25 protein-coding genes and 5 tRNA genes are annotated in these 26,059 nt (G+C 29.6%); 23 read left to right on the top strand and 7 right to left on the bottom strand.

Going from position 1 to position 26,059, the window contains the following annotated elements:
• The coding region (locus tag AVBRAN12642_RS07920) for a glycosyltransferase family 2 protein (RefSeq protein ID WP_336608180.1) at nt 1-760 on the top strand (760 nt) is incomplete at its 5' end.
• On the opposite strand, the gene AVBRAN12642_RS07915 is transcribed toward AVBRAN12642_RS07920, so the two are convergent.
• The gene (locus tag AVBRAN12642_RS07915) at nt 753-1,529 is read right to left on the bottom strand and encodes an alpha-2,3-sialyltransferase (protein WP_336607291.1); all 777 of its coding nucleotides are present in this window, start codon (nt 1,527-1,529) and stop codon (nt 753-755) included. The genes AVBRAN12642_RS07920 and AVBRAN12642_RS07915 overlap by 8 nt on opposite strands.
• A gap of 67 nt (nt 1,530-1,596) precedes the next feature.
• Between AVBRAN12642_RS07915 and AVBRAN12642_RS07910 the strand changes: the two genes are divergently transcribed.
• From AVBRAN12642_RS07910 to AVBRAN12642_RS07890, 5 genes are all read left to right on the top strand, one after another.
• Entirely contained in the window at nt 1,597-2,628 is a 1,032-nt protein-coding gene (locus AVBRAN12642_RS07910) for an N-acetylneuraminate synthase family protein (RefSeq protein WP_336607290.1), read from the top strand.
• Nucleotides 2,621-3,745 carry a UDP-N-acetylglucosamine 2-epimerase gene (neuC, locus tag AVBRAN12642_RS07905; RefSeq protein ID WP_336607289.1) on the top strand — a complete coding sequence of 375 codons (1,125 nt, stop codon included), beginning with the start codon at nt 2,621-2,623 and terminating at the stop codon, nt 3,743-3,745. The genes AVBRAN12642_RS07910 and neuC overlap by 8 nt, the downstream gene beginning before the upstream one ends.
• The gene (locus tag AVBRAN12642_RS07900; RefSeq protein WP_336607288.1) at nt 3,742-4,404 is read left to right on the top strand and encodes an acylneuraminate cytidylyltransferase family protein; all 663 of its coding nucleotides are present in this window, start codon (nt 3,742-3,744) and stop codon (nt 4,402-4,404) included. The genes neuC and AVBRAN12642_RS07900 overlap by 4 nt, the downstream gene beginning before the upstream one ends.
• A 103-nt stretch (nt 4,405-4,507) precedes the next feature.
• Nucleotides 4,508-6,028, top strand: coding sequence for a YifB family Mg chelatase-like AAA ATPase (locus tag AVBRAN12642_RS07895; RefSeq protein ID WP_336607287.1), 1,521 nt, complete (start codon nt 4,508-4,510; stop codon nt 6,026-6,028).
• 535 nt (nt 6,029-6,563) lie between these two features.
• Entirely contained in the window at nt 6,564-7,217 is a 654-nt protein-coding gene (locus AVBRAN12642_RS07890; protein WP_336607286.1) for a hypothetical protein, read from the top strand.
• Nucleotides 7,218-7,255: 38 nt separating this feature from the next.
• Here AVBRAN12642_RS07890 and AVBRAN12642_RS07885 read toward each other — a convergent pair whose 3' ends face one another.
• The 6 genes from AVBRAN12642_RS07885 to yaaA all read right to left on the bottom strand — a co-directional run bounded on the left by AVBRAN12642_RS07885 (nt 7,256) and on the right by yaaA (nt 10,279).
• The gene (locus AVBRAN12642_RS07885; RefSeq protein WP_336607285.1) at nt 7,256-7,822 is read right to left on the bottom strand and encodes a hypothetical protein; all 567 of its coding nucleotides are present in this window, start codon (nt 7,820-7,822) and stop codon (nt 7,256-7,258) included.
• Nucleotides 7,803-8,114 (bottom strand): hypothetical protein, encoded by a 312-nt coding sequence (locus AVBRAN12642_RS07880; RefSeq protein WP_214149832.1) that lies wholly within the window; start codon nt 8,112-8,114, stop codon nt 7,803-7,805. The genes AVBRAN12642_RS07885 and AVBRAN12642_RS07880 overlap by 20 nt, the downstream gene beginning before the upstream one ends.
• Nucleotides 8,104-8,589 carry a hypothetical protein gene (locus tag AVBRAN12642_RS07875; protein WP_239803254.1) on the bottom strand — a complete coding sequence of 162 codons (486 nt, stop codon included), beginning with the start codon at nt 8,587-8,589 and terminating at the stop codon, nt 8,104-8,106. The genes AVBRAN12642_RS07880 and AVBRAN12642_RS07875 overlap by 11 nt, the downstream gene beginning before the upstream one ends.
• Before the next feature lie 136 nt (nt 8,590-8,725).
• Complete coding sequence (locus tag AVBRAN12642_RS07870) at nt 8,726-9,322, bottom strand: NAD(P)H-dependent oxidoreductase (protein ID WP_214119985.1); 597 nt, start codon at nt 9,320-9,322, stop codon at nt 8,726-8,728.
• Nucleotides 9,319-9,543 carry a hypothetical protein gene (locus tag AVBRAN12642_RS07865; RefSeq protein ID WP_214118209.1) on the bottom strand — a complete coding sequence of 75 codons (225 nt, stop codon included), beginning with the start codon at nt 9,541-9,543 and terminating at the stop codon, nt 9,319-9,321. Before AVBRAN12642_RS07865 ends, AVBRAN12642_RS07870 begins: the two co-directional genes overlap by 4 nt.
• Before the next feature lies 1 nt (nt 9,544).
• Nucleotides 9,545-10,279 carry a peroxide stress protein YaaA gene (gene yaaA, locus AVBRAN12642_RS07860; RefSeq protein ID WP_214118207.1) on the bottom strand — a complete coding sequence of 245 codons (735 nt, stop codon included), beginning with the start codon at nt 10,277-10,279 and terminating at the stop codon, nt 9,545-9,547.
• A gap of 87 nt (nt 10,280-10,366) precedes the next feature.
• Between yaaA and AVBRAN12642_RS07855 the strand changes: the two genes are divergently transcribed.
• The 17 genes from AVBRAN12642_RS07855 to AVBRAN12642_RS07775 form a co-directional block, all read left to right on the top strand.
• Nucleotides 10,367-10,442 (top strand) — tRNA-Thr (locus AVBRAN12642_RS07855).
• Nucleotides 10,443-10,498: 56 nt separating this feature from the next.
• Nucleotides 10,499-10,583, top strand: a tRNA-Tyr gene (locus tag AVBRAN12642_RS07850).
• A gap of 8 nt (nt 10,584-10,591) precedes the next feature.
• Nucleotides 10,592-10,668: transfer RNA gene (locus AVBRAN12642_RS07845), tRNA-Gly, on the top strand.
• Between the two features lie 108 nt (nt 10,669-10,776).
• Nucleotides 10,777-10,851 (top strand) — tRNA-Thr (locus tag AVBRAN12642_RS07840).
• A gap of 62 nt (nt 10,852-10,913) precedes the next feature.
• Nucleotides 10,914-12,113, top strand: a complete 1,200-nt coding sequence (gene tuf, locus AVBRAN12642_RS07835; protein ID WP_214118205.1) for an elongation factor Tu — start codon at nt 10,914-10,916, stop codon at nt 12,111-12,113.
• Nucleotides 12,114-12,163: 50 nt separating this feature from the next.
• Nucleotides 12,164-12,322: a 50S ribosomal protein L33 gene (gene rpmG, locus AVBRAN12642_RS07830; protein ID WP_214118203.1), complete on the top strand. Its 159-nt coding sequence runs from the start codon at nt 12,164-12,166 to the stop codon at nt 12,320-12,322.
• Between the two features lie 4 nt (nt 12,323-12,326).
• Nucleotides 12,327-12,402, top strand: a tRNA-Trp gene (locus AVBRAN12642_RS07825).
• Between the two features lie 15 nt (nt 12,403-12,417).
• The gene (secE, locus tag AVBRAN12642_RS07820) at nt 12,418-12,597 is read left to right on the top strand and encodes a preprotein translocase subunit SecE (RefSeq protein WP_214118201.1); all 180 of its coding nucleotides are present in this window, start codon (nt 12,418-12,420) and stop codon (nt 12,595-12,597) included.
• 9 nt (nt 12,598-12,606) lie between these two features.
• A complete protein-coding gene (nusG, locus tag AVBRAN12642_RS07815) occupies nt 12,607-13,140 on the top strand; it encodes a transcription termination/antitermination protein NusG (protein ID WP_214118200.1) in 534 nt (177 codons plus the stop codon).
• 17 nt (nt 13,141-13,157) lie between these two features.
• Nucleotides 13,158-13,583, top strand: a complete 426-nt coding sequence (rplK, locus tag AVBRAN12642_RS07810; protein WP_214118198.1) for a 50S ribosomal protein L11 — start codon at nt 13,158-13,160, stop codon at nt 13,581-13,583.
• A gap of 56 nt (nt 13,584-13,639) precedes the next feature.
• Nucleotides 13,640-14,341: a 50S ribosomal protein L1 gene (gene rplA / locus AVBRAN12642_RS07805; RefSeq protein WP_214118196.1), complete on the top strand. Its 702-nt coding sequence runs from the start codon at nt 13,640-13,642 to the stop codon at nt 14,339-14,341.
• Nucleotides 14,342-14,526: 185 nt separating this feature from the next.
• The gene (rplJ, locus tag AVBRAN12642_RS07800; protein ID WP_214118194.1) at nt 14,527-15,006 is read left to right on the top strand and encodes a 50S ribosomal protein L10; all 480 of its coding nucleotides are present in this window, start codon (nt 14,527-14,529) and stop codon (nt 15,004-15,006) included.
• A gap of 18 nt (nt 15,007-15,024) precedes the next feature.
• Nucleotides 15,025-15,399: a 50S ribosomal protein L7/L12 gene (gene rplL / locus AVBRAN12642_RS07795; RefSeq protein WP_214118192.1), complete on the top strand. Its 375-nt coding sequence runs from the start codon at nt 15,025-15,027 to the stop codon at nt 15,397-15,399.
• Between the two features lie 89 nt (nt 15,400-15,488).
• The gene (rpoB, locus tag AVBRAN12642_RS07790; protein WP_214119982.1) at nt 15,489-19,619 is read left to right on the top strand and encodes a DNA-directed RNA polymerase subunit beta; all 4,131 of its coding nucleotides are present in this window, start codon (nt 15,489-15,491) and stop codon (nt 19,617-19,619) included.
• Nucleotides 19,609-24,147: a DNA-directed RNA polymerase subunit beta' gene (gene rpoC, locus AVBRAN12642_RS07785; protein ID WP_442862366.1), complete on the top strand. Its 4,539-nt coding sequence runs from the start codon at nt 19,609-19,611 to the stop codon at nt 24,145-24,147. The genes rpoB and rpoC overlap by 11 nt, the downstream gene beginning before the upstream one ends.
• Nucleotides 24,148-24,397: 250 nt before the next feature.
• Nucleotides 24,398-25,765, top strand: a complete 1,368-nt coding sequence (locus AVBRAN12642_RS07780) for a hypothetical protein (protein WP_336608178.1) — start codon at nt 24,398-24,400, stop codon at nt 25,763-25,765.
• 51 nt (nt 25,766-25,816) lie between these two features.
• On the top strand, nt 25,817-26,059 hold a 243-nt coding region (locus AVBRAN12642_RS07775), incomplete at its 3' end, for a hypothetical protein (RefSeq protein ID WP_336608177.1).

Here is a 26,059-nt window from a genome sequence, read left to right as displayed (position 1 = left end):
TGAATATGCAAATAAAGATAGTAGGATAAAAATTATTCATAATATAACAAATAAAGGCACTTATGAAGCTAGAAATATAGGTGTAAGAAATGCTAATTCTGAATTAATTATGTTTTTAGACCCAGATGATGAATTAGAGCTTAATGCTTGTGAGATTGTTTATACTAATATGTTAGATGGAAGTGATATGTTATGTTTTAATGCTAGAAAAATTAATTTAGATGGCACTATAAAAAATATGCTAGTGTTTAATAACAATATATTTTATGTATATAATTTTGAACAATTTATTAATACAAAGGATTCTTTTTGGAATTTATGTTTTAAATGTTTTAAGAAACATAAATTATTAGAGTCTATTAATAATACAAAAATTAGTACTAAAATTTTAATGGCAGAAGATGCTTTATTGTTTTATTTTGCTCTTGCTAATATAAATATAATCAAATCAATTTCTGATTGTATTTATAATTATTATAACAATCCAAATTCATCAATGAATATTAGCAGTATTGATGTATTAAAAAATAATATTATAAATGAACGTTATGTTTTAAATATTATTAGTGATACATATATAGATAATACCAATAGAATAAAAAAAGTATTATTGTATAGATTAAAATTATCTTTAGCTTACAAACAATATCTTTATAATTCTCAAGTATTTCCAAAGTTTAAGCTGATTTTTAGATTAATACTGAGTTTAAGAAAAAAATATTATAGAATAATAGCTTGTTTTTCAAAATTTATTATTTAAATTTATTTAATATTTTTGCAAGCATAGATTTTTTGGTTATTTGTATTTCTGGTGTTTGTATAAAAATATTGTCCCTTGTATCTTTTATTATATCATTTATGTAATTATTTTTAACAACATGATTTTGTATTGTGCTTTCTAGGGTATTTAATTGTAAAAAATTATTATTTTTTATAAATAGTAAATCTGTATTTGGAGTATGATTAGATGAAAATAACATATCTTTATATATGAAATTATGTATAATACTATCCTTATTATAATTAATATGACTTATGTTTTTATTATTGGCAAAATCTATGCCAGTATAGTATATGTTTTTATATCCCAAAGATTTACCTAACAACATTAGTAATACACCAGATGTAGGTCTTAAATCATTAAATTCATTTAGCAAACATAGTTCTTTTAAGATTGTATTGTTTATAAAATTATTTAATATCATCACAAAAGGCATTGTTTGTATAAAATCATTTATATTGAAGTTTATATCCCAATTTTTATTTATATAATTTAAACATACATATTCAACATGGTATTCTTGTTTGCTTATTAAAGTATTTAATGTTTTTAATTGAGAGTAAATAACCATTGGATTAAACATAACAAGTTTTATGTTTTTTCCTAAATAATACTTATCTTCACAATAGAACTGATTACACCTAAATACGTCATATTCTTTTGGCATTGAATTTAAATCTATATTTTTAAGACTTGGGCCATTTCCAGCCACTATTAAATTGTCGCTAGTTCTATTGAATTGAAGCATTTTAAAGTTCCTTTTTTGTTACATTTAAAATATATTATAGTGTTTAAAAATAAAATAAGGGGTTTAAATGCAAATTTTAAATAGAATTATAGATACAAATCATCCAGCTCTAATTATTGCGGAAATTGGTATTAATCATGGTGGTAGCCTTGAAGTTGCTAAACAAATGGTAGATGCGGCTCATCGTGCAGGAATTGAAGTTGTAAAACATCAAACCCATATAGTAGAAGATGAGATGAGTAAAGAAGCTAAGAAGGTAATTCCAGGAAACTCAAACGATAGTATATATGATATTATGGCTAGATGTGCCTTAAATGAGGTTGATGAACTAGAGCTTAAAAAATATGTAGAAAGTAAAGGTATGATTTTTATATCAACCCCATTTAGCCGTGCAGCAGCTCTTAGATTAGAGAGTTTTGGAGTAGGTGCATATAAAATAGGTTCTGGCGAGATGAATAATTACCCACTTTTAAAATTAATTGCTAGCTTTCATAAACCGACAATTATATCAACAGGCATGAATGATATAGCTTCTATTAAAAAAGCTGTAAAGATTTTCAAAGATGAAAATACCCCTATTGCATTACTTCATACAACAAATCTTTATCCAACACCACCACAGTTAGTAAGGCTTGGGGCTATGCAAGAGATGATGAACGAATTCCCTGATTTAGAAATTGGACTTAGCGATCATACTTTAAACAATAACTCATCAATTGCAGCTATTGCTTTAGGAGCAACGATAATTGAAAGACATTTTACCGATCATAAAAATAGAATTGGTGAAGATATAGTTTGTTCTATGGATGAAAATGAAGCAAGAGAGCTTGTAAATGCTGCAAAAGAACTTCATCAAATGAAAGGTGGCAAAAAAGAAGCAGCTAAAGAAGAAAAAGTAACCATTGATTTTGCATTTGCAACTTGTGTAAGCATAAAACCTATTAAAAAAGGAGAGATGTTTAGCGTGGATAATCTTTGGGTAAAACGCCCTGGAACAGGTGAAATACTAGCTGAACATTATGAAAGTTTATTGGGTAAAAAAGCAAGATATGATATAGAAAATGATACTCATATAACTTGGGATATGGTAAATGAGTAAAAAAATACTTTTTGTAAGTGGAACAAGAGCAGATTGGGGGAAAATAAAACCATTAATAGAAAAAATTCAAAAGGATAATAGTTTAAATTATATGATTTATGCTTGTGGTATGCATTTACTAGAGCAATTTGGAAGCACTTATAAAGAAATTATCAAAGATGGATTTTCAAATTTATATTTAGCAAAAAAATATAAAACAAATAAAACTGATATAAATTTATCTCATTTTATAAGTGATTTTAGCGAGTTTGTAAGTTCATATAAACCTGATATGATAGTAATTCACGGGGATAGACCGGAGGCTTTAGGTGGTGCTATTGTTGGAGCATTTAATAATATTTTAGTAGCCCATATTGAAGGTGGAGAAAAAAGTGGCACTATAGATGATAGTATAAGACACTCGGTTACTAAACTATCTCATATACATTTTGTCGCAAATGATGAAGCTAAGGCTAGACTTATTCAACTAGGAGAAGATGAAAAAACTATTTTTGTGATAGGTTCTGCAGATATTGATGTAATGTTAAGTGATAATTTGCCAAATTTAGATGATGTTAAGTCATATTACAATATAGAGTTTAAAGATTATGCAATATTTTCATTTCATCCTGTTACAACTGAAGTTCATTCTATGCAATATCAAATTGAGAATTTAATTCAACTATTAATTAATAGTAATAAAAACTATATTTGCATATATCCGAATAATGATTTGGGTAGCGATATTATTTTAAATGAATTAAAGAAGTTAAAAACTAATTCAAAATTTAAATTATTTCCATCAATTAAATTTGAAAAATTTTTAACACTTTTAAAATATGCTGAATTTATTATAGGAAATAGTTCAGCTGGTATTAGAGAAGCTAGAGTATATGGGACTTATTGTATAAATATAGGTTCAAGGCAAAATTCAAGAGTAAAAGAAAATATAAAATATATAAAAACATTTAAATCAGATGATATGCAATTACTTGATTTTATTAAAACACATAATTTTAATATAAAAAATAAAGATAATTCTTTTAGTAGTGGAAATTGTGCAGGTGAATTTCTTAAAATTTTAAATAATAAAAAGACTTGGAAAATTAATTTGCAAAAAAGGTTCAATGATTTATGAAGGTTTTAGCAATTATTCCGGCAAGAAGTGGTAGTAAAGGTGTAAAAGACAAAAACATTAGATTAGTAAATAAAATTCCTTTAATGGCATATACAATTAGTGCAGCTATTAAATCTGAAATTTTTGATGAAATAATGGTGTCTACTGATAGTATAGAATATGCGAGTATTGCTAAAAAATATGGTGCAAGTGTGCCATTTTTACGTTCAGAAAAAACAAGTGGTGATACAGCTAAAACCTTAGATTGTATCTTAGAAGTCCTAGATGAGTATAAAAAAATAGATAAAACATTTGATATTTTAATAATTTTACAACCAACATCACCACTTAGAGATGCCGAAGATATTAAAGGAGCTTTTAATACATTTTTAAAGTATAAAAAAAGTGTAGTTAGTGTATGTGAAGGTGATAATGTTGTTTTATTAAGAACTATCAGTGATGGTAAATTAGAAAAAATAATAGAACAAAATAGTACTATAAGACGTCAAGATTTTAAGAAAAACTATAAAATTAATGGAGCTATTTATATAAATTATATTAAAGACTTAGATGAAAATACGAGTTTTAATGATAACGAAATAGCTTTTATTATGGAAAAATCCCATTCACTTGATATAGATACTGAGTGGGACTTGAAAGTACTTAATAGCATAATTTAATGACATAAATTATTTTATAATATAATAGTTTTTTTTAAAATTATCAAATAAATTGCAGGTTTGTATTAATAAACTTAAAGTATTCTAAAGAAAAGGTAAAAATATGAAAAATATAAAATCAGCAATTTATACAAACGAACTAAATATAATAAATATTGAAGCAATGATGTCAAAGGGCTTACCTGCTTTTAATATCGTAGGATTAGCAAGCACTAGTATCAAAGAAAGCGTAGATAGGATAAAATCAGCTTTTGCTAATCTTGATGACTTTACAATGCCTTGCAAAAAAATCGTAATAAATTTAAGCCCATCAGATATTCCTAAAAATGGTAGTTATTTTGATTTAGCAATTGCGCTTTTAGTATATTTTTATGAAAAAGATTTAGATAATGATTATTATGTATTTGGAGAGCTTGGGTTAAATGGGGATATTAAAAGCACTTCGGGGCTTTTTTCTATTTTATTATTTTTAGCTAGATTTAAGCCAAATTCTAAGGTTTTAGTGCCTAAAGACTTAGCAAATAAAATTAGCTTGATTTATAATTTGCAGTGTTATGCTGTCGGGAATTTACTTGAAGCTTTTGAATTTTTTACTAGCGAAGATAAGGAAAAATTCAGAATAAACTATAATGAAAATATTTTTAATTCTTTAATCAAAATCAATAATAAAAGTTATATAAAAAATACAAATTACCCACTAGATTTTATAGACATTAGGGGGCAAGAACAAGCAAAATTAGCTTGTAAAATAGCAGCTTTAGGAATGCACAATATTATGCTAGAAGGCTCACCTGGAAGTGGTAAGAGTATGTGTGCTAAAAGGCTAGTTTATATAATGCCTCCACTTAGCGTTGATGAGATTTTAGAAAATAATGCTTATAGGAGCTTAAATGGCGAGAAGCTTGATTTTTCGTCTATTAGAAGCTTTAGAAGTCCGCATAGAAGCTCAACTATTAGCTCAATTTTAGGTGGTGGGACTAAAAATGCTAGGATAGGCGAAATTGCTTTGGCAAATAATGGGGTTTTGTTTTTTGATGAATTTACTTATTTTAATAAGCAAATTATAGAAAGCCTAAGAGAGCCTTTAGAAGATAATTTAATCAATATCTCAAGGGTTAATTCAAAAATATCTTATAAAACTAAATTCTTATTCATATCAGCCTTAAATCCTTGCCCTTGTGGAAATCTCTTTAAAAAAGAGCAAAATTGCAAATGCCTTGAGCGTGATATTATAAGGTATAAAAGCAAGATTTCAGAGCCGATTTATGATAGGATTGATTTATATGTGGCGGTTGATGAGGTTGATATGAACGCAAAAGCAAGTGTTAGTAGCAAGGATTTAGCTAATGAGATTTTAAAGGCTTTTATCTTTCAAAAAGAGATAAGAAAGCAAGATGAGTTTAATGGTAAATTAAGCGATGAAGATATTAAAAAATACTGCATTTTAGAAGATAGTGCAAGAGATATTTTTAACAAAGCTATTAATAATTATCATTTAAGTGCTAGGGCTGCTAATAAGGTTTTAAAGGTTGCTAGGTCTTTGGCTGATTTTGAAGAGAGATTAAAAATAAACGAAAAAGATATAAAAATAGCTTTATCTTTTAGATATAGAGCAAAACATTAGATTTTGATTTTAAATTCTTGAGTTTTAAAGAATTTAAAATTAGTAGTTAAAGTTAAATCAATAATCTAACAATTGATTATCAAATACAATACTTTTCATACCTTTTAAAGCAGAGAATAAAACAATTTTTCTTTTTGTTATATAACTTATATTTGTCTAAATCAAGATTTTCTTTAGATATAACTTCATTAAAATCTCTTTCAAGTTCTTGAATTAATTTTTAGCTTTTTGTATTGCTGATACTAAGTTTTGATAAGAGTAATTTGTTTTATCTTTTTTTATTAATTCACAATAATCATCCAATAAGATATAACAAGCTTTGAAATTATTTATGATTTCGCGCTTTTTGGCAAATTTTTGCCCCATATTTTTTAGTGTTTTTAGCTCCTTATTTTGCTTAAAAAATTTTTGTGATTATAAAATAATAAATAATTAAATTCCTTAAAAATTGGTTTTAATAATTTTATTTTTAAGCTTTTATTAAGAGTGGGGGGAGGGGTATTATTATATTTTTAAAATTATTTTAGGAGATATTATGAAAAAATTAGTTTTTTCGTTAATTTGCGTAAATGCTTTTGCAAGCAATTTTGTTGGTTTGGATATTTATGGAACTAGTTTGGTTGAAGAAAATGGAGTTAGTTTAGAAGATAATTTTGTTGGTAGAGCTGATTTGTATACAAATAGATTTTACACAAATGAAGAAAATCATTTTGTATATGATATTAGATTTACCCACGCTGAAATTAATAGTGATTTTGTAAATTCATATAATGTTAAAGGTAAAATCAAAGATAGCTTTAATAGTTTTTCAGCACTTGGTGGTTATGGAATTTTAGTTGGTAATGATATGTCTTTATCGTTGTTAGGTGGTCTAGGTTATGCTAGTAGAAGTTTTGAAACTAAGTTTTATAATATTGATACAAATGATATTAATGTTAGTGCAAATTCAATGTTTTTAAAGACCGGTGTTGCAGCTAGAAAACAATTTGAAAATAATTTTACAATGAGTGGCGGTGTGTATCTTAAATATTATTTTGACACTATAAAAGAAAAAGATTTGAATGCAGAATTTGATATATCTTTAGGTTATACATTTGCGAATAATATTTATGCAGGAGTAAGATTTGGTTATGTTAATGATATTAGCAAAGGCGTTAGCATAGGACTTGCATTAAGCTATAAATTTTAAAATTTACTCAAGCCTTTAAAGGTTTGAGTAAAAATATTTTAATAATCAATTAGCTCTACATAAACTTGCTCTTTATCATCTGTGTAATAAGTTTTATATTTTATTGTAGTTTCGTTTTCTCCACCATTCACAACTATGCCTTTTATCTTACCATCTGTTATTTTACTGCTTAATTCATTTGGCATAGTTGGATAAACAAATTTCAAATTAGCATTACAATATCTTGCTCTATCATCTTCGTTTTTTAGTGTTACAAAGCTAGAAAAATCCATCTTAACATTACTGCTTACATATTTTATTATTTGATTTAATAAATCAATTACGGGTTTATAAGCATTTGCTGCGTAGCTTTCGGCAAAATTACCATTATATGAATAATCATAATCTTTAAACTCTCGCACTTTAATTATCGTATTTTCTACTTCATCTTGAAATGCTTTAATAACGCCGTATTTAAATATTACTTCAGGAGCATTTTCTCTTATAAGCTCTTCTAAGGCTTCAAGCGCTACTTCATCATTGCATTTTGGTGTATTATCAAAAAAAGAAAAATTAAAAGCACTTAAATATGTGCTTAAAAATAAACTAATTATTATTTTTTTCATTGTTACTCCTATTATCTTCAAATATTTTTGCAATAGCTTGAGAGATGTTTTCATTATTTGGGTTATTGTCTAATATAAATAATTTTAAAAACTCAACGCCAAAATGCGATGGGAAAATAAAATAACAATCATTGTGAAAATTATCCTTAGGAAAATGATTTGTCCTTATCCCTATTGATAATTCACCCTTATTTGTCTGTGCTTCACCGACTACTACTTCAAAATATTTATCTTTATAAATTAGTTTGAAAGGATAGTTTTTACTATCAATAAAAGGCTTTTTAATTTGCATTTCTTGCCCTTACTAAGTCTATGATATTATTAACCTTTTCTAAGTTTTTATTTCTTAAAATTGCACCTATTATAAATAAATCAAATAGGCACCAAAAAGCAATGAATTTGTCTAAATCTAAAATACCCGATATCTCTGGATTTATTTCCTTGAGATTAGATGCTATTATTAATAAAATTAATTTCATACAACCTACCGAAAACATATTAATTCTAAACCAAGCTACACCATAACAACCTAATAATAGATTATAAAGCCAAAAGCAAGTAACAGGACTATCAAGCTTGTCTTTTTTTAGTATTTTAGCAACTTCGTTAAGCTCTGTCTCGCTTAAACTTTCTAGTTTTTTTAATAATTCTTCATTACTCATAATAGGTTCTGATGACTTTATATTTTTTATGAGAAATTTTCTAAATCTACCTATTTTTTTAGGCAACTTGTCTTGAATTGAAGAGAATAAAATCGTCGCATTCATTTTTAATCCTTTTAAAATAAAATAAAAACGAGATAATACCCCCCCCCATTCTTAATTTATGCTTAAAACTATTTAAAATGCTTAAAAAAATTGTAGAATTTGAAATAGGAATTTGAATTTTCCTATTTCGTAAGATTTATATAAATTTTACTTTTTCGTTAAACGAAAATCTCATTTTTTTATGTTTTGGTTGTCCGTTTGCTCTATAACCAAAAGTTAAAACCAAAGCGCAAAATTCATCTTTTGGTAAAAATTCTTCATTAATCGGTGCTTCGTCGTATCCTCCGATAATGCAAGAATCAACGCCTAAAGTATGAGCGCAATTTACCATATTTGTAGCTGCTATATAGCATTGTAAAGCTCCATATTCGTGAGCGTTTCTAGTTTCTAAACGCTTTAGATAAGGCGAATATAATTCATAAACTTTATCAAAATCTTCTCTTCTTTTAAGTGCATTTTGAACTACGCTACCCTTTGGGTCAAAATTATTTTTTGCAGCTACAATTACAGCAAAAGCACAAGTTTCAAATTGTCTTTTAGAATTACAAAATTGTTTTAATTTTTCAATGTTTTCAGGATTTTGTAAAACATAAAAAGTCCAAGGCTCAAGCCCTAATGAGCTAGGGCTTAAAATTCCAGCTTCTAAAATAGCATTGATTTTTGCTTGAGAAACTTTTTCGTTATTAAATTCTTTACAAGCAAAACGAGTTTTTAATAAGTGCAAATAATTCATTCTTCGTCCTTTCTAGCTTTTTTTTGAGCTAATATATTTTCTTTATTATCTTCTATTAATAATCTATTTCTTTCTATTAGCTTCATTGCTTCGTTTAATTTATCATCAATTACTGATATTTTTTGTTTTAATAGATTTATTCTTGCGTTGAAATATTGCGTAATTAAAAATGCTATCAGTAAAAATACGATTAGTATAACTAGTAAATACAAGCTTCCCATTTTAATCCTTTATATCAATATAAAATATTGTTTTATTTTCTATATTTTCTATATTTATTACAGAAAAATTAGTATAAATCATATTAGATAATTCTTTAATATTAGTAATATTATTTTGTGCTAATAGCCTTAAAACCCTGCCACGATAGACTTTTGAACTATGAGATAATTGCTTATTATTTTTCATAAAAATAAAAGTTGCGTGCGGAATTTGAATTTGATAATAGTCTTTATAAATATCAGCTCTAAGGTCAATTGCAAATTCTTTTATTATTTCATTTAGATTATTTGTTGTATCTTTTAAATATTCTTTAGCTTGGTTGATTTTGTTTAATTTCACCCCTTGTTTGAGTTTATAAAATGGTATCTCATCATTTGCAAGAATAGGTCCAAAAAGGTTGGAAAATATAATTACATTATCATCAATATATGTTTTTTCTTCATTACTTAAACTATTGTAATCTAATTCTTTATAGCTAACTCCTTGATATAAAATTATTGCTTTATATAATTTATTAGAGAAATTATTTAATATATTTTGGGTATTTTTAACACCAAAAATTAATTCTAAATTATCAAAATGATTTATATATTCCTTTATATATGATTTTCTAAATTGAGATTTTATTGAGAGATTGTCTAAATTTAAATTAGTAAAAAATATCTTTAATTCATCTATATTACAAGCATTTAAGCTATTTATTTTTTCTTCACTTGGTGAAAACAAAATTTTCATATTGCTCCTTTTTTTAAAAAAATTATAACTTACTCTTGACAAATGAAAAATTTTTACATATAATGCCGTCTTTCATTTTTGATTTATGCTGGTTTAGCTCAGTTGGTAGAGCAGCTGCCTTGTAAGCAGCAGGTCGGGGGTTCAAGTCCCTTAACCAGCTCCATTTTATTTTTAGCAGTGTTTGACCAGAACAAAAAAGGCTTTATTTTTATAAATAAAGGTGAGTTACTCAAGTGGCCAACGAGGGCAGACTGTAAATCTGCTGGCTTTGCCTTCCGTGGTTCGAATCCACGACTCACCACCATTATAGATGCGGGAATAGCTCAGTTGGCTAGAGCATCAGCCTTCCAAGCTGAGGGTCGCGAGTTCGAGTCTCGTTTCCCGCTCCAACTTTTTTGCAAGAACTGGGAGCTGTAATTTTTATCGCTTCACAAGTTTTTCCAAAAATAGTTTAAGTTTTAGTGTATTTGTTGTCTAAAGTTATAATTTTTCTGAGCGCTCGTATGGCTCAGAGGTAGAGCACTCCCTTGGTAAGGGAGAGGTCGTGGGTTCAAGTCCCACTATGAGCTCCATTTATTCAAAAAGGTAATAATTTTAGACTAGTAATTAATTTTATTAATACGGAGGAAGTATTATGGCAAAGGAAAAATTCTCACGTAATAAACCACACGTGAATATCGGAACAATTGGTCACGTTGACCACGGTAAAACTACTTTAACTGCTGCTATTTCAGCTGTTTTATCAAGAAAAGGTCTTGCAGAGCTTAAAGATTATGATAATATTGATAATGCTCCAGAAGAAAAAGAAAGAGGTATTACAATTGCTACTTCTCATATTGAGTATGAAACTGAAAATCGTCACTACGCTCACGTAGACTGCCCAGGCCACGCAGACTATGTTAAAAACATGATTACAGGTGCTGCACAAATGGATGGCGCTATTCTTGTTGTTTCAGCAGCAGACGGCCCAATGCCACAAACTAGAGAACACATTCTACTATCACGCCAAGTTGGTGTTCCATATATCGTAGTATTTATGAACAAAGCTGATATGGTTGATGATGCTGAATTATTAGAGCTAGTTGAAATGGAAATTAGAGAATTATTAAGTTCGTATGATTTCCCAGGCGATGACACTCCAATCGTATCTGGTTCAGCTTTACAGGCTTTAGAAGAAGCAAAAGCTGGTAAAGATGGCGAATGGTCAGCTAAAATTTTAGAGTTAATGGCTCAAGTAGATAGCTATATCCCAACTCCAGTTCGTGATACTGACAAAGATTTCTTAATGCCAATTGAAGACGTATTCTCAATTTCAGGTCGTGGTACAGTTGTAACAGGACGTATTGAAAAAGGTATCGTTAAAGTTGGAGATACTATTGAAATCGTTGGTATTAGAGATACTCAAACAACAACAGTTACTGGTGTTGAAATGTTTAGAAAAGAAATGGAGCAAGGTGAAGCTGGTGATAACGTAGGTGTATTACTACGCGGAACAAAAAAAGAAGATGTTATTCGTGGTATGGTTCTTGCTAAACCAAAAACTATTACTCCACATACAGACTTTGAAGCTGAAGTTTATATCTTAACTAAAGAAGAAGGTGGTAGACATACTCCATTCTTTAATAACTATAGACCACAGTTTTATGTAAGAACAACTGACGTTACAGGTTCTATTCAGTTAGCAGAAGGCACAGAAATGGTTATGCCTGGTGATAACGTAAGAATTACTGTATCATTAATTCAACCAGTTGCACTTGAAGAAGGTACTCGTTTTGCTATCCGTGAAGGTGGTAGAACAGTTGGTTCAGGTGTTGTATCAAAAATTATTAAGTAATTTAAATGAGTAGGTTTTATGACCTACTCTAAAAACTAAAAGGAAATGTTATGAGAATTAAAATTGGTTTAAAATGCGAAGAAACAGGCGATATTAATTATAGTACGTTTAAAAATTCAAAGAATACTACTGAAAAGTTAGAACTTAAAAAGTATTGCCCAAGATTAAGAAAACATACAGTTCATAAAGAAGTTAAGTTAAAAAGCTAATTTTAGGGCAATAGCTCCAACGGTAGAGCGCCGGATTCCAAATCCGATGGTTGGGGGTTCGAATCCCTCTTGCCCTGCCAATTAAAGGTTTTAAAATGGAAAAATTAATAAATTATTTTAAGTTATCAAAAGCTGAGTTAGCAAAAGTATTTTTTCCAACTAAAGGACAAGTAAAAAATGCTTTTATTACGGTAGTTGTTGTAGTTACCGTTATTTCTTTATTTTTAGCTTTTGTTGATTTTATTATGTCTTTTTCATTAAAGAGTATTTTATAAGGGCGCGAGATGAATTTTAAATGGTATGCAATTCAGACTTACGCAGGTAGCGAAATGGCTGTAAAAAGAGCTATTGAGAAATTATGTTATGAAAATGGAATTTCTGATAGATTAAAAGAAGTTTTGGTTCCTACAGAAGATGTTATTGAAACAGGTAAGAATGGAAAACAGAAAATTACAGCAAAATGTTTATATTCTAGCTATGTTTTTGCAAACATTGATTTAGATATAGAGTTATGGCATAAAATTCAAAAATTGCCTAAAGTTGGAAGATTTATTGGAGAATCTAAAAAACCTACTCCTTTAAGTGAGAAGGATGTTAATTTGATTTTAGAAAAAGCTAATAATAAAAAAGCTCCAAGACCTAAAATTTTCTTTGAAAATGGAGAAAGTGTTAGGATTACTGAAGGCTCGTTTGCGAATTTTACAGGTATTGTAGAAGAATACGATATGGTTAGGGGTACTTTAAAACTTAATGTTTCAATTTTTGGAAGAAGTACGCCAGTTGAAATACTATATTCACAAGTAGAAAAAATTATTTAATAAATTAAGGAGTCATTATGGCTAAAAAAGTTGTTGGGGAAATTAAATTACAAATAGCTGCAACAAAGGCAAATCCATCACCACCAGTAGGACCTGCTTTAGGACAACAAGGTGTTAATATTATGGAATTTTGTAAGGCTTTCAATGAGCGTACAAAAGATATGGCGGGATATAATATTCCAGTAGTTATAACAGTATATGCTGATAAAAGTTTTACATTTATAACAAAACAACCACCTGCTACAGATTTAATTAAAAAAGCTGCAGGTATTTCAAAAGGAACTGATAATCCTTTAAAAAATAAAGTAGGTAAGCTAACTAAAGCTCAAATACTTGAAATTGTTGATAGAAAAATTGCTGACTTAAATACAAAAGATCGTGAGCAAGCTGCTAAGATTATTGCAGGTTCTGCTAGATCAATGGGTGTTGAAGTAGTAGATTAATAAGAACCTAACCGCCGGGTTAAGGCGGAAGCACTTTAAAAAATGCGGAGAAAAATATGGCAAAAAAAGCAAAAAGAATTCAAGAATTATTAAAAAAAGTTGATTTAACAAAAGAATATTCACTAAATGATGGTATTAAAGTTATTAAAACTTTATCATCAGCTAAATTTGATGAAACCGTTGAAATAGCAATGAAATTAAATGTTGATCCAAGACATGCTGATCAAATGGTAAGAGGTTCAGTAGTATTACCAGAAGGAACTGGCAAAAAGGTTCGTGTAGCTGTGATTGCAAAAGATATTAAAGCTGATGAAGCGAAAGCAGCAGGAGCTGATATTGTTGGTGATGATGATTTAGTAGAAGAAATTCAAAAAGGTAATATTAATTTTGATGTATTAATAGCAACTCCAAATTTAATGGGGCTAGTTGGTAAAGTTGGCCGTATTTTAGGACCTAAAGGTTTAATGCCAAATCCTAAAACAGGAACAGTTACTATGGATGTAGCTCAAGCTGTTAAAAATGCTAAATCAGGACAAGTTAATTTCCGTGTAGATAAACAAGGAAATATTCATGCTGGTTTAGGTAAAGTTAGTTTTTCTGAAGAAAAATTATTAAATAACGTTAGTGCTTTTGTAAAAGCAATTAATAAACACAAACCTGCAACTGCAAAAGGTAGATATATTAAGAGTGCAACTCTATCTTTAACAATGAGTCCAGGTTTAAAACTTGAAACTCAAGAATTATTAGATTTAAAATAATTTTTTCTATGAATAGCTATTTTTTAAACTTTTTATGTTAAAAATATAGCTATTCTTTTTCAAATTTTTATTTTAGTTTTTTTGCGTAAAGAATTTAAATAAAAATTTGATTTGTGACAGCCGAGGTTTATTACTTAATTGACTTTTGTCTCTCTGCTTAAATCATAAATCGGAAAGGAGAAACGATGACAAGAAACCAAAAAGAAGAACTAATAGCTAGACTTTCTGATGAATTTACAACAAACAATGCTGTTGTTGTTTGTAATTATAAAGGTATTATTACTAAGCAATTAGAAGTATTACGTGATTCTGCAAGAGTTGCTAATGTTAAAGTAGAAGTTATTAAAAATACTTTAGCTAGTATTGCTTTAGAAAAATCAGGCAAAAATGGTTTAACACTTAAAGATACAAATATTTATCTTTGGGGAGAAGACGCGTTAGCAGTTACAAAAGTAGCAGCTAAATTTGCTGAAAAAAATAATGCGTTTGAAGTTAAGTTTGGTCACATAGATGGTGAAGTTGCAGATGCTAATAAAATTACTGCATTATCTAAAATGCCATCTCGTGAAGAGTTACTTGCTATGTTATTGCAAGTTTGGAATGCGCCGATTCAAAATTTCACAATCGGTTTAAATGCACTTAAAGAAAAAAAAGAACAAGAATAATTTTATAAAGGATAAAAAATGGCAATTACAAAACAAGATGTATTAGAATATATCTCAAATCTAAGTGTTTTAGAACTATCTGAATTAGTTAAAGAATTTGAAGAAAAATTTGGTGTTAGTGCAGCTCCTGTAATGGTTGCTGGTGCTGTAGGTGGTGCTGCAGCTGCTGCTGAAGAAGAAAAAACAGAATTTAACGTTGTGTTAGTAGATTCAGGTGCTAACAAAATTAATGTTATTAAAGTAGTACGTGCATTAACAGGATTAGGCTTAAAAGAAGCTAAAGATGCTGTTGAAGGTACTCCATCAACATTAAAAGAAGGTGTTAGCAAAGCAGATGCTGAAGAAGCTAAAAAACAACTTGAAGAAGCTGGCGCTAAGGTTGAACTTAAATAATTTATTTAGCCCTATTTTTAGGGCTATTTTTGTATTGTGTTGTTTTTACAACAAAACTATTCTTTCAAAACTTACCAAGAGGTACATATATGTTAAATAGCTTACATTCAGGAAACAGATTAAGGGTGGATTTTTCAAACGTTCCACAGCAAATTGAGATTCCAAATCTATTACAATTACAGCAAAAAAGCTTTGATTATTTTTTAAATATTGGTAATGAAGACAGGGAAAGTGGTATAGAAAAAGTTTTTAAATCTTTTTTTCCTGTTAGTGATTCTCAAAATAGATTAAGTTTAGATTACGTATCTTGTGAATTTGTAAAGCCTAAATACACAGTAAGAGAGTGTATGGAAAGAGGTCTTACGTATGCAGCTAACTTGCGTGCAAAAATTCGCTTGACGTTATATGATAGAGATGAAAAAACTGGTGAAAAAATTGGAATTAAAGATATAAAAGAACAAGATATTACTATTCGTGATATACCTTTAATGACAGATAGAGTTTCTTTCGTTATCAATGGGGTTGAAAGAGTAGTTGTAAATCAGCTTCATAGAAGTCCAGGTGTTATTTTTAAAGAAAGCGAAGAAGGTAATAAATTACTTTATTCTAGCCAAATTATACCTGATAGAGGAGCTTGGATTTATTTTGAATTTGATTCAAAAAATATTTTATATGCAAGAATTAATAAAAGAAGAAAATTCCAAGCAACACTTTTATTAAGAGTATTAGGATATAGCAAAGAAGATATTATTCAATTATTTTATCCAATTCAAACAATAACACTAAAAAAACATAAATTCTATACAAAATTTGATATTAATGCTATAGGCGATAGAGTTGAATTTGATTTAATTAATGAAAAAGGTGAAGTTGTTCACGAAGCAGGTAAGAAATTAACTAAAAGAAAAATTAAAGAGCTTGAAGAATCAGGTTTAAAATTAATAGAATATCCTGTTGATATTTTAGCTAATCGTCAATTAGCAGAGCCTGTATATGATAAAAATACTGGGGAATTATTATTTGATACTCTTACAATGCTTGATGAAGATAAGCTAATTGCTTTAGTTCATAATGGTAGTGATTTTAAAATAGCTAATGATGTTGGTTCAGGAATTGATGATTCAATGTTAAAAACTCTTCAAAATGATTTAGATATGTTTAAATCATTTAAGCGTTCAGAAAACTATGAAAACGAAGAAGAATTTGCAATAGCTAAAATATTTAGAGTATTAAGACCAGGTGATCCTGTTGTTTTAGAAGCAGCAAAAACTTATATTTTAGATATGTTATTTAACCCTGAAAGATACGATATAACAAGAGTTGGTCGTATGAAAATGAACCATAAATTAGGACTTGATGTTCCTGAATATGTAACCGTTTTAACTAGAGAAGATATAGTAAAAACTATTCAATATCTTTACAGAATTAAATCAGGTCGTGGATATTTAGATGATAGAGACCATTTAGGAAATAGAAGAATTAGAGCTATTGGTGAGTTATTAACTAATGAATTACACATAGGTTTTGCAAAAATTCAAAAAGGTATTAAAGATAAATTAAGCTCAATTACTACTCCTATTGAAGAATTAATGCCAAGTGATTTAGTGAATTCAAAAATGATTACTTCTACACTACTTGATTTCTTTACGGGTGGTCAATTATCACAATTTATGGATCAAACAAATCCACTTAGTGAAGTTACACATAAAAGAAGATTATCGGCTTTAGGTGAGGGTGGTTTAGTAAAAGAAAGAGCAAGTTTTGAAGCTCGTGATGTTCATACAACTCATTATGGAAGAATTTGTCCTGTTGAAACTCCAGAAGGTCAAAATATCGGTCTTATTAACTCACTTTCAACTTATGCAAAAGTTAATGATTTAGGTTTTGTTGAAGCTCCTTATAGAAAAGTTGTAGATGGTAAAATAAGCGATGAAATTGTGTATTTAACAGCTACTCAAGAAGAAGGAATTTGTATTGCACCAGCTTCTACGAAAGTAGATGAAAATGGAAATATTGTTGATGATTTAATTGAAGCTAGAATAGATGGAGAAACGATACTAGCAAAACGCGAAGATGTAGGACTTATTGACCTTACTTCAGGGGCTATCGTTGGGCTTGCAGCTTCGTTAATTCCTTTCCTAGAACACAATGACGCAAACCGTGCGCTAATGGGTTCAAACATGCAGCGTCAAGCAGTTCCATTGCTTACTGCTACTGCTCCAATAGTTGGAACAGGTATGGAAAGAGTAGTAGCAAGAGATGCGTGGGAAGCAATCAAAGCTAAGCGTTCAGGTAAAGTAGAAAAAGTTGATAGCAATAATATATTTATATTAGGCGAAGATGATAATGGTTTATATATAGACCATTACAAACTAGAAAAGAACTTAAGAACAAACCAAAATACAACATTTTCTCAAAAACCAATTGTAAGAAAAGGCGATATAGTAAAAGTAGGACAAGTAATTGCAGATGGCCCTTCTATGGATCAAGGAGAGCTTGCTATTGGTAAAAATGCTTTAATTGCATTTATGCCTTGGAATGGTTACAACTACGAAGATGCTATTGTAATGAGCGAAAAAATGATTCGTGAAGACGCATTTACTAGTGTTCATGTTTATGAAAAAGAAATAGAAGCTCGTGAATTAAAAGATGGCGTTGAAGAAATTACTCGTGATATTCCGAATGTAAAAGATGAAGATATAGCACATTTAGATGAAAGCGGTATTGTAAGAATCGGAACACATGTAAAACCTGGTATGATTTTAGTAGGTAAAGTTTCTCCTAAAGGTGAAGTAAAACCAACTCCTGAAGAGAGATTATTAAGAGCGATTTTCGGAGAAAAAGCAGGTCATGTAGTTAATAAATCTTTATACGCAGGTGCTAGTGTTGAAGGCGTTGTAATTGATGTAAAAGTATTTACAAAAAAAGGTCATGAAAAAGATGCTCGTGCAAAAGCAGCTCAAGACGCTGAACGCTTAGTATTAGAAAAAGACTATCATGATAGATTATTAATGATGGATAGAGAAGAAAATCTAAAGATTGCTAAATTATTAAAAGAAACTCCTTTAGAAAAAGCTGAAACTATAGGTGGAACATCTTATAAAAAAGGTGAAATCGTAAAAGAAGATGATTTATCTAATTTAAATCGTTTTGCTATTGGAAGTATTATTAAAGCTTATCCTAAAGATGTGCAAGCTTATTATGAGAATTTAAAAAATCATTTCCAAAATGAGAAAAAAGCTTTAAAACAAGAACATGATGAAAAATTAGAAATATTAGAAAAAGATGATATTTTACAAAATGGTATAGTAAAACTTGTAAAAGTTTATATAGCAACTAAGCGTAAGTTAAAAGTTGGGGATAAAATGGCAGGTCGTCACGGAAATAAAGGTATAGTTTCTTGCATAGTTCCTGAAGTTGATATGCCTTATTTACCTGATGGAAGACCTGTTGATATTGTTTTAAATCCACTAGGTGTTCCAAGCCGTATGAATATAGGTCAAATTCTAGAAAGCCATTTAGGTTTAGTAGGACTTAGACTAGGAGAACAAATTCAAGAAATATTTGATGCAAAAAGAGCTGATTTTATTAAAGAATTACGCCAAAAAATGATTGATATTTGCGATATTTCAAGATTAATGGACGCTAAAGTTTATCTTAAAGATATGAGTGATGATGAGTTTATTCGCCACGCAAGAGATTGGAGCAAGGGCGTTAAATTTGGAGCTCCTGTTTTTGAAGGTGTAACTGCAGAAGAATTTAAAAAGCTATTTGAAATGGCTAGAATAGATATGGATGGCAAAAGTGAGCTATACGATGGTCGCACAGGCGAAAAGATGAAAGAGCGTGTAAATGTGGGCGTTATGTATATGCTTAAACTTCACCACTTAGTAGATGAGAAAGTTCACGCAAGAAGTACAGGTCCATATAGTCTTGTTACACAACAACCTGTTGGTGGTAAAGCATTATTCGGAGGTCAAAGATTTGGAGAGATGGAGGTTTGGGCATTAGAAGCTTATGGTGCAGCACATACCTTAAGAGAAATGCTAACTATTAAATCTGATGATATTGATGGAAGATTTGCAGCGTATAAAGCACTTGCAAAAGGAGAAAATGTAACTTCAGCAGGAATTCCTGAGACATTTTTTGTTCTTACAAACGAGCTAAAATCTTTAGCTTTAGATGTTGAGATTTATAAAGAGGATAATGATGATGAATAAGAAATATAAAAAAATCCAACTTAACGAAGAAGAAAAACCAAGTCAATTTGATGCCATAGGGTTTAAAATAGCTAGCCCTGAGGCTATTCGTTCATGGTCATTTGGTGAAGTAAAAAAACCAGAAACTATAAACTATCGCACACTTAAGCCTGAAAGAGACGGCTTATTTTGTGCTAAGATTTTTGGGCCAATTAGAGATTATGAGTGCCTTTGCGGAAAATATAAAAAAATGCGTTTTAAAGGCGTTAAATGTGAAAAATGTGGAGTTGAAGTAACTACAAGTAAAGTTCGCCGCACTAGAATGGGTCATATTGAATTAGTTACTCCAGTGGCTCATACTTGGTATTCAAATGCAATACCTGCAAGAATTTCAACACTTTTAGATATTTCTACAAAAGATTTAAGCCGTGTTTTATACTATGAAGCATATATTGTAGAAGCTGTTGGAGATGCGCATACTGCAACTTATGATGATAATAAAAAAGTTACAAAATATAGCGTAATCAGCGAAGAACAATTCCAAGCTTTAAATGAAAGATATGAAGATACTGGCTTTAAAGCTAGAATGGGTGGAGAAGTAATTCACGATTTATTAGCTGAACTTGATTTAGTAGATATGGTAAGAGAATTAAAAGAAGCTTGCGAACTAGCTCCAAAATCAAAAAAACCTGCAATTATTAAAAAATTAAAAATTGTAGAAAGCTTTTTAGCAAGTTCTCAAAGTGGAGAAGGAAATCGCCCTGAATGGATGATGATTACATGCTTACCTGTTTTACCACCTGATTTACGCCCATTAGTGTCTTTAGATGGTGGAAAATTTGCTGTTTCTGATGTGAATGATTTATATCGCCGTGTAATTAACAGAAACTCTCGTTTAAAAAGATTAATTGAACTTGATGCGCCTGAAATTATTATTAGAAACGAAAAAAGAATGCTTCAAGAAGCTGTTGATTCATTGTTTGATAACGCTAGAAAACAAACAGGAGCAGCTAAAGGTGCGAATAAAAGAACTCTAAAATCACTTACTGAAATCATCAAAGGTAAGCAAGGACGCTTTAGACAAAACCTACTTGGAAAGCGTGTTGACTTTTCAGGTCGTAGCGTAATTGTTGTTGGTCCAAAACTTAGAATGGATCAATGTGGCTTACCTAAACAAATGGCTTTAGAATTATTTAAACCACATTTATTAGCTAAACTTGAAGAAAAAGGTTATGCAACTACGGTTAAACAAGCTCATAAAATGATAGGCGAAAAGACTAACGAAGTATGGGAATGTTTAGAAGAAGTAGTAAAAGATCATCCTGTAATGCTAAACCGTGCACCAACTCTACACAAGCTTTCAATTCAAGCTTTCCATCCAGTGCTAGTTGAAGGTAAAGCTATTCAGTTACACCCTTTAGTTTGTGCTGCATTTAACGCTGACTTTGACGGCGACCAAATGGCTGTGCATGTTCCACTTAGCCAAGAAGCAATAGCAGAATGTAAGATATTAATGCTAAGCTCAATGAATATTTTATTACCTGCAAGTGGTAAGGCTATAACAGTTCCATCACAAGATATGGTTTTAGGTATTTATTATCTATCGCTTGAAAAAACAGATGCAAAAGGTGCTAATAAGATTTGCACTGGTGTTGATGAAGTATTAATGGCTATGCAAACAGGCTCACTTGATATTCATGCTACAATCAAATCAGTTGTAAATGGTAAGAGTATTAAAACTACTGCGGGTCGTTTAATTATCAAATCAATTTTACCTGATTTTGTTCCTGAAGAATTATGGAATAAGGTTTTAAAGAAAAAGGATATCGGAGCATTAGTTGATTATGTTTATAAAAATGGTGGCTTAGAAATTAGTGCAAGTTTCCTTGATAATCTTAAGAATTTAGGTTTTGAATACGCTACAAAAGCTGGTATTTCAATTTCTATTGCTGATATTATTGTTCCTGATGAAAAGAGCGATAATATAGAAAATGCAAAAGCAAAAGTAAGAGAAATCCAAAATTCATTTAACCAAGGTCTAATCACTGCTAGTGAGCGTTACAATAAAATTATTGATATTTGGAAAAATACTAATAATGAATTATCAAAAAATATGATTAATTTAATGAAAAACGATAAAGCAGGATTTAACTCAATTTATATGATGGCTGATTCAGGTGCTAGGGGTTCAACGGCTCAAATTTCACAGCTAGCAGCTATGCGTGGTCTTATGGCTAAACCTGATGGTTCTATTATTGAAACACCAATTACTTCAAACTTTAGAGAAGGGCTAAATGTTCTTGAATACTTTATCTCAACTCACGGAGCTAGAAAAGGTCTTGCCGATACAGCGCTTAAGACCGCAAGTGCAGGACACTTAACAAGAAAGCTAATTGATGTTGCTCAAAATGTGAAAATTACTATGAATGATTGTGGAACTCACGAAGGTATAGAAGTTAGTGAAATTACTGCTGATGGTGTTGTAGTTGAAAACTTACACGATAGAATTATAGGTAGGGTTTTAGCTGATGATGTTATTGATCCAATTAGCAATGAAGTATTATTTAATGAAGGCACATTAATTGATGAAGTAAAAGCAAAAAGTATTGTTCAAAGCAATATCAAATCAGTTACAATTAGAACTCCAATTACTTGTAAAGCTAAAAAAGGAATTTGTGCTAAGTGCTACGGAATTAGCCTTGCTGAAAGTAAGTTAGTTAAAACTGGTGAAGCTGTTGGTATTATTTCAGCTCAATCAATCGGTGAGCCAGGAACTCAGCTAACACTTAGAACTTTCCACAGCGGGGGAACTGCTACAACTGATATGCAAGATAGACAAGTAGAAGTTAAAAAAGAAGGTTTCATAAGATTTTATAATGTTCAAACTTATAAAAATAATGAAGGCAAACAAATTATCGCAAATCGTAGAAATGCAAATATCCTTTTAGTTGAGCCTAAGATTAAAGCTCCATTTGATGGAAGTATCTCATATATTAATGCGCACGATGATATAACTATAGTTGTAAAATCAGGTAAAAAAGAGCAAAAATATATTTTAAGAAAACACGATGTTGCAAAAATCAACGAATTAGCTGGTGTTAGCGGAAACTTATTAGGAAAGCTTTATTTACCTTATAAAGAAGGTGATAAAGTTGTTGAAAATGAAAGTATAGTTGAAGTTATTAAAGAAGACTATAACATTCCAAGACGTATTCCTTACGCATCAGAATTATTAATAGAAGATGGAGCACCAGTAGCTCAAGATATTAGAGCAAATGCGGTTGGTAAATTAAATTATTACATTCAAAAAAGCGATGGTTTAGAAAAAATTGAGCTTACAAAAGGTCATATAGTTAATGAAAAAGGTTTATTTGTAATTATTTCAGATGGAAATGATAGAGAAGCTATTCGCCATTATGTTCCAAGAAAATCTAAAATAGAATTTGGAAGTAATGAAATAATTAAAAACGCTAATGATTTAATAGTTACAGATGCAAGTAATGAAAGCCATATAATAGCTCAATGGGACCCATATAATAACCCTATAATAGCTGAGAGTGATGGTGTTGTAAGCTTTGTAGATATTGAACCAGGCTTTAGTGTTGAAGAGCAAACTGATGAATTAACAGGAAATAGTTCTTTAGTAGTTAATGAATATTTACCTGCTAGTATGAAACCTGCTATTGTGATTACAAAAGATGATGGAAGCACAATCAGATATCAACTAGAATCAAAAACCGTTATTTATGTAAATAATAATGAAAAGGTAAAAGTAGCTCAAATTCTAGCTAAAACTCCAAAGGCGGCAACTAAGTCTAAGGATATTACGGGTGGTCTTCCAAGAGTTACTGAATTATTTGAAGTAAGAAAGGTTAAAAACCCTGCTACATTAGCTGAGATTGATGGAATTGTAAGACTAGGTCAAGCTAGCCGTATGCGTCAAGTTATTACTATAGAAGGTGCTGATGGCAATTTAGTTGAGCATACAATTGACCGCCATAGCCAAATCCAAGTAAGAGATGGTGAGATGGTTCATGCAGGTGAGCGTTTAACTGATGGAACAATTACAAGTAATGATATTTTAAGAATATTAGGCGAGAAAGCATTGCACCATTATTTAATTAGCGAAATTCAGCAAGTTTATAGCGGACAAGGCGTTGCAATTAGTGATAAACATATAGAAATTATTATTTCACAAATGTTAAGACAAGTAACCATTATAGATAGTGGAGATACTAAGTTTATAGTAGGCGATGTAGTAAGTAAGCGTAGATTTGCTGAAGAAAACGAAGCTGTTATGAAATTTGGTGGAAGTCCAGCTATTGCAGAACCACGCTTAACGGGTGTTACTCGTGCGTCAGTTAGCAGTGATAGTATTATCTCGGCTGCTTCGTTCCAAGAAACTACTAAGGTATTAACTGAAGCTAGTGTAACTGGTAAAGTAGATTATTTAGAAGACTTAAAAGAAAACGTTGTTTTAGGTAGAATGATACCTGTTGGAACGGGACTTTATTCAAGAGCAAAATTACAAATTCATAAAAACGACTAATTATAAGGGGATATAATCCCCTTATTTATTATTAATATCACAATACATTTATAATTTTTAACTACATTTTTTAGCTTTCAAATCTTGTTTTAAATTCTTTAAAATTAGTAGAATTTAAATAAATGCTTTAGATATTTTTTATTGATATTTTTCATATTATATATTTTAATTTAAAGGTATTTAAAAAATACAATGATTTTAAAATATAAAAATAGTATTATTTTAAAATATTATAAAAAGTGGGGTAAAAATGGCTTTTGAAAATGTAGTAATCACAAAAGAACTTGATGAAAAATATAAATTATCTAAAATCTTTAACATTTACAATAGAAGGTATAAAACTATTCCAGAAAGAAAAAAGTTTTTATTTGATAGTGATAAAGAGTGTTTTTTGCTTGAATGCTATCATTATGAAGACCCAGAGTTTGATCATGCTTATCTTAGCAAGGCTGTGTATATTATGTGGTATCAAAATACCTTTATAGAGCTTGTGATAGATTATAATTTGCACGAGATGATTGGAAACGAGATGTATGATTATATCTATGAGATTTTAGACATAAAAGTGCTTGATTCTACTATTAAAGATAACAAAGAAGGCTTTAATGTAATAGGGTATGATTATATATGTAGAGTTTTAGACATTAAAGATAAATCACCACTTAGCAAAGATGAAATCTTTAGCGTAGTAAAAGATGCTTTGTTAGCTTGTAAAGGCTACGGAGGAAAAGTATATATTTTAGATGAGATAACTAAACAAAAGTTAGAACAAACAAAACTATCATTAGATGAGGCAAACGAGATTTTGGATATTGCTGATGATACAGGATATTTTGATTATATAGCAAAGCATTTAGATTTAAGATATCTTGGAATTTTTAATAAATACACCGTTTTTTGCGAAGGGGTAAATGATATAAAAGATACAAGAAGTATTGATAAAACTATTGCTTTAAAGTTTTTGGATATTGATACAAATACAAGCTTGAAAAACGCTTTTATAAGGGTTTTTGATATAGACGAGCAAAGCTTGTTAAAAACCTTAAAAAGCGATATGTTTAAGTGTGTTGATATTTATAATATATTTAGCTCTCGCTTAAACAAAGAATTACATGATACAAAAGAATATAAAGCTTATGTGGAATTTGAAATTATGTATAAGACTCTTTTAAAGCGTTTTGCACGAGAGACATCAGGTGCGGTGCGTGTGATAGTAAGCGATAATCCTAGTCATAGTTTTGTTCATGCTACTTGTAAAGAGATTATGAAAAATGAAAATATAACTATGATAAATGATATACCAAAGAAGTTTTATCATGATTGTGCATGGTATTATGAGGATTTGCTTGATGCTTTTAGACGCGAGAAGGAATTTTTCAAAGAACATGTAAAAGAAACAGAACTACTTCTAAAACAATTGTCAATATATAAAAAATACGGCGTGCGCGGTTTTAATATTTTTAGATTTTTTTATAAATACTATGATAAAGCTTTTAGATTTTTTAACAAATACTACAATCCTTTTATGAAAGTTGTTATATTTGGTTTGCAGTTAGCTTGTGTTTATTTTGTTATTAGATTAGTTATTGTTTTGCTTAAGATTTTTGGTTTGATTTAGTGTAATAAAGAATGTATTATTACTAAATTAACTTTATTTTAAAGGTAAGATATGAATGAGTTTTTAATATATCTAACATATTTTTTAGATAATTTACATGATTTAGCTAGTGGAATTATTAGTATTTTAATTCCTATAGATTATGTGCCATTTTTTATTACCTATCCTACGCTTTTTGCCCTTACATTTTTTATAGGAATGAACCTTTATCCTAGATTTATAATAGCTTTATATATTTTATTTTTTTATTTGGTTATAAGAGTTGGGCTTATTGATAGAGATATCGGTGGGGGA

This window comes from Campylobacter sp. RM12642 (genome assembly GCF_020137635.1).
In the GTDB taxonomy this organism is placed as follows: domain Bacteria; phylum Campylobacterota; class Campylobacteria; order Campylobacterales; family Campylobacteraceae; genus Campylobacter_E.
Note: the sequence above shows the minus strand (reverse complement) of the source record. Positions and strands in the feature narration are given on the sequence as shown.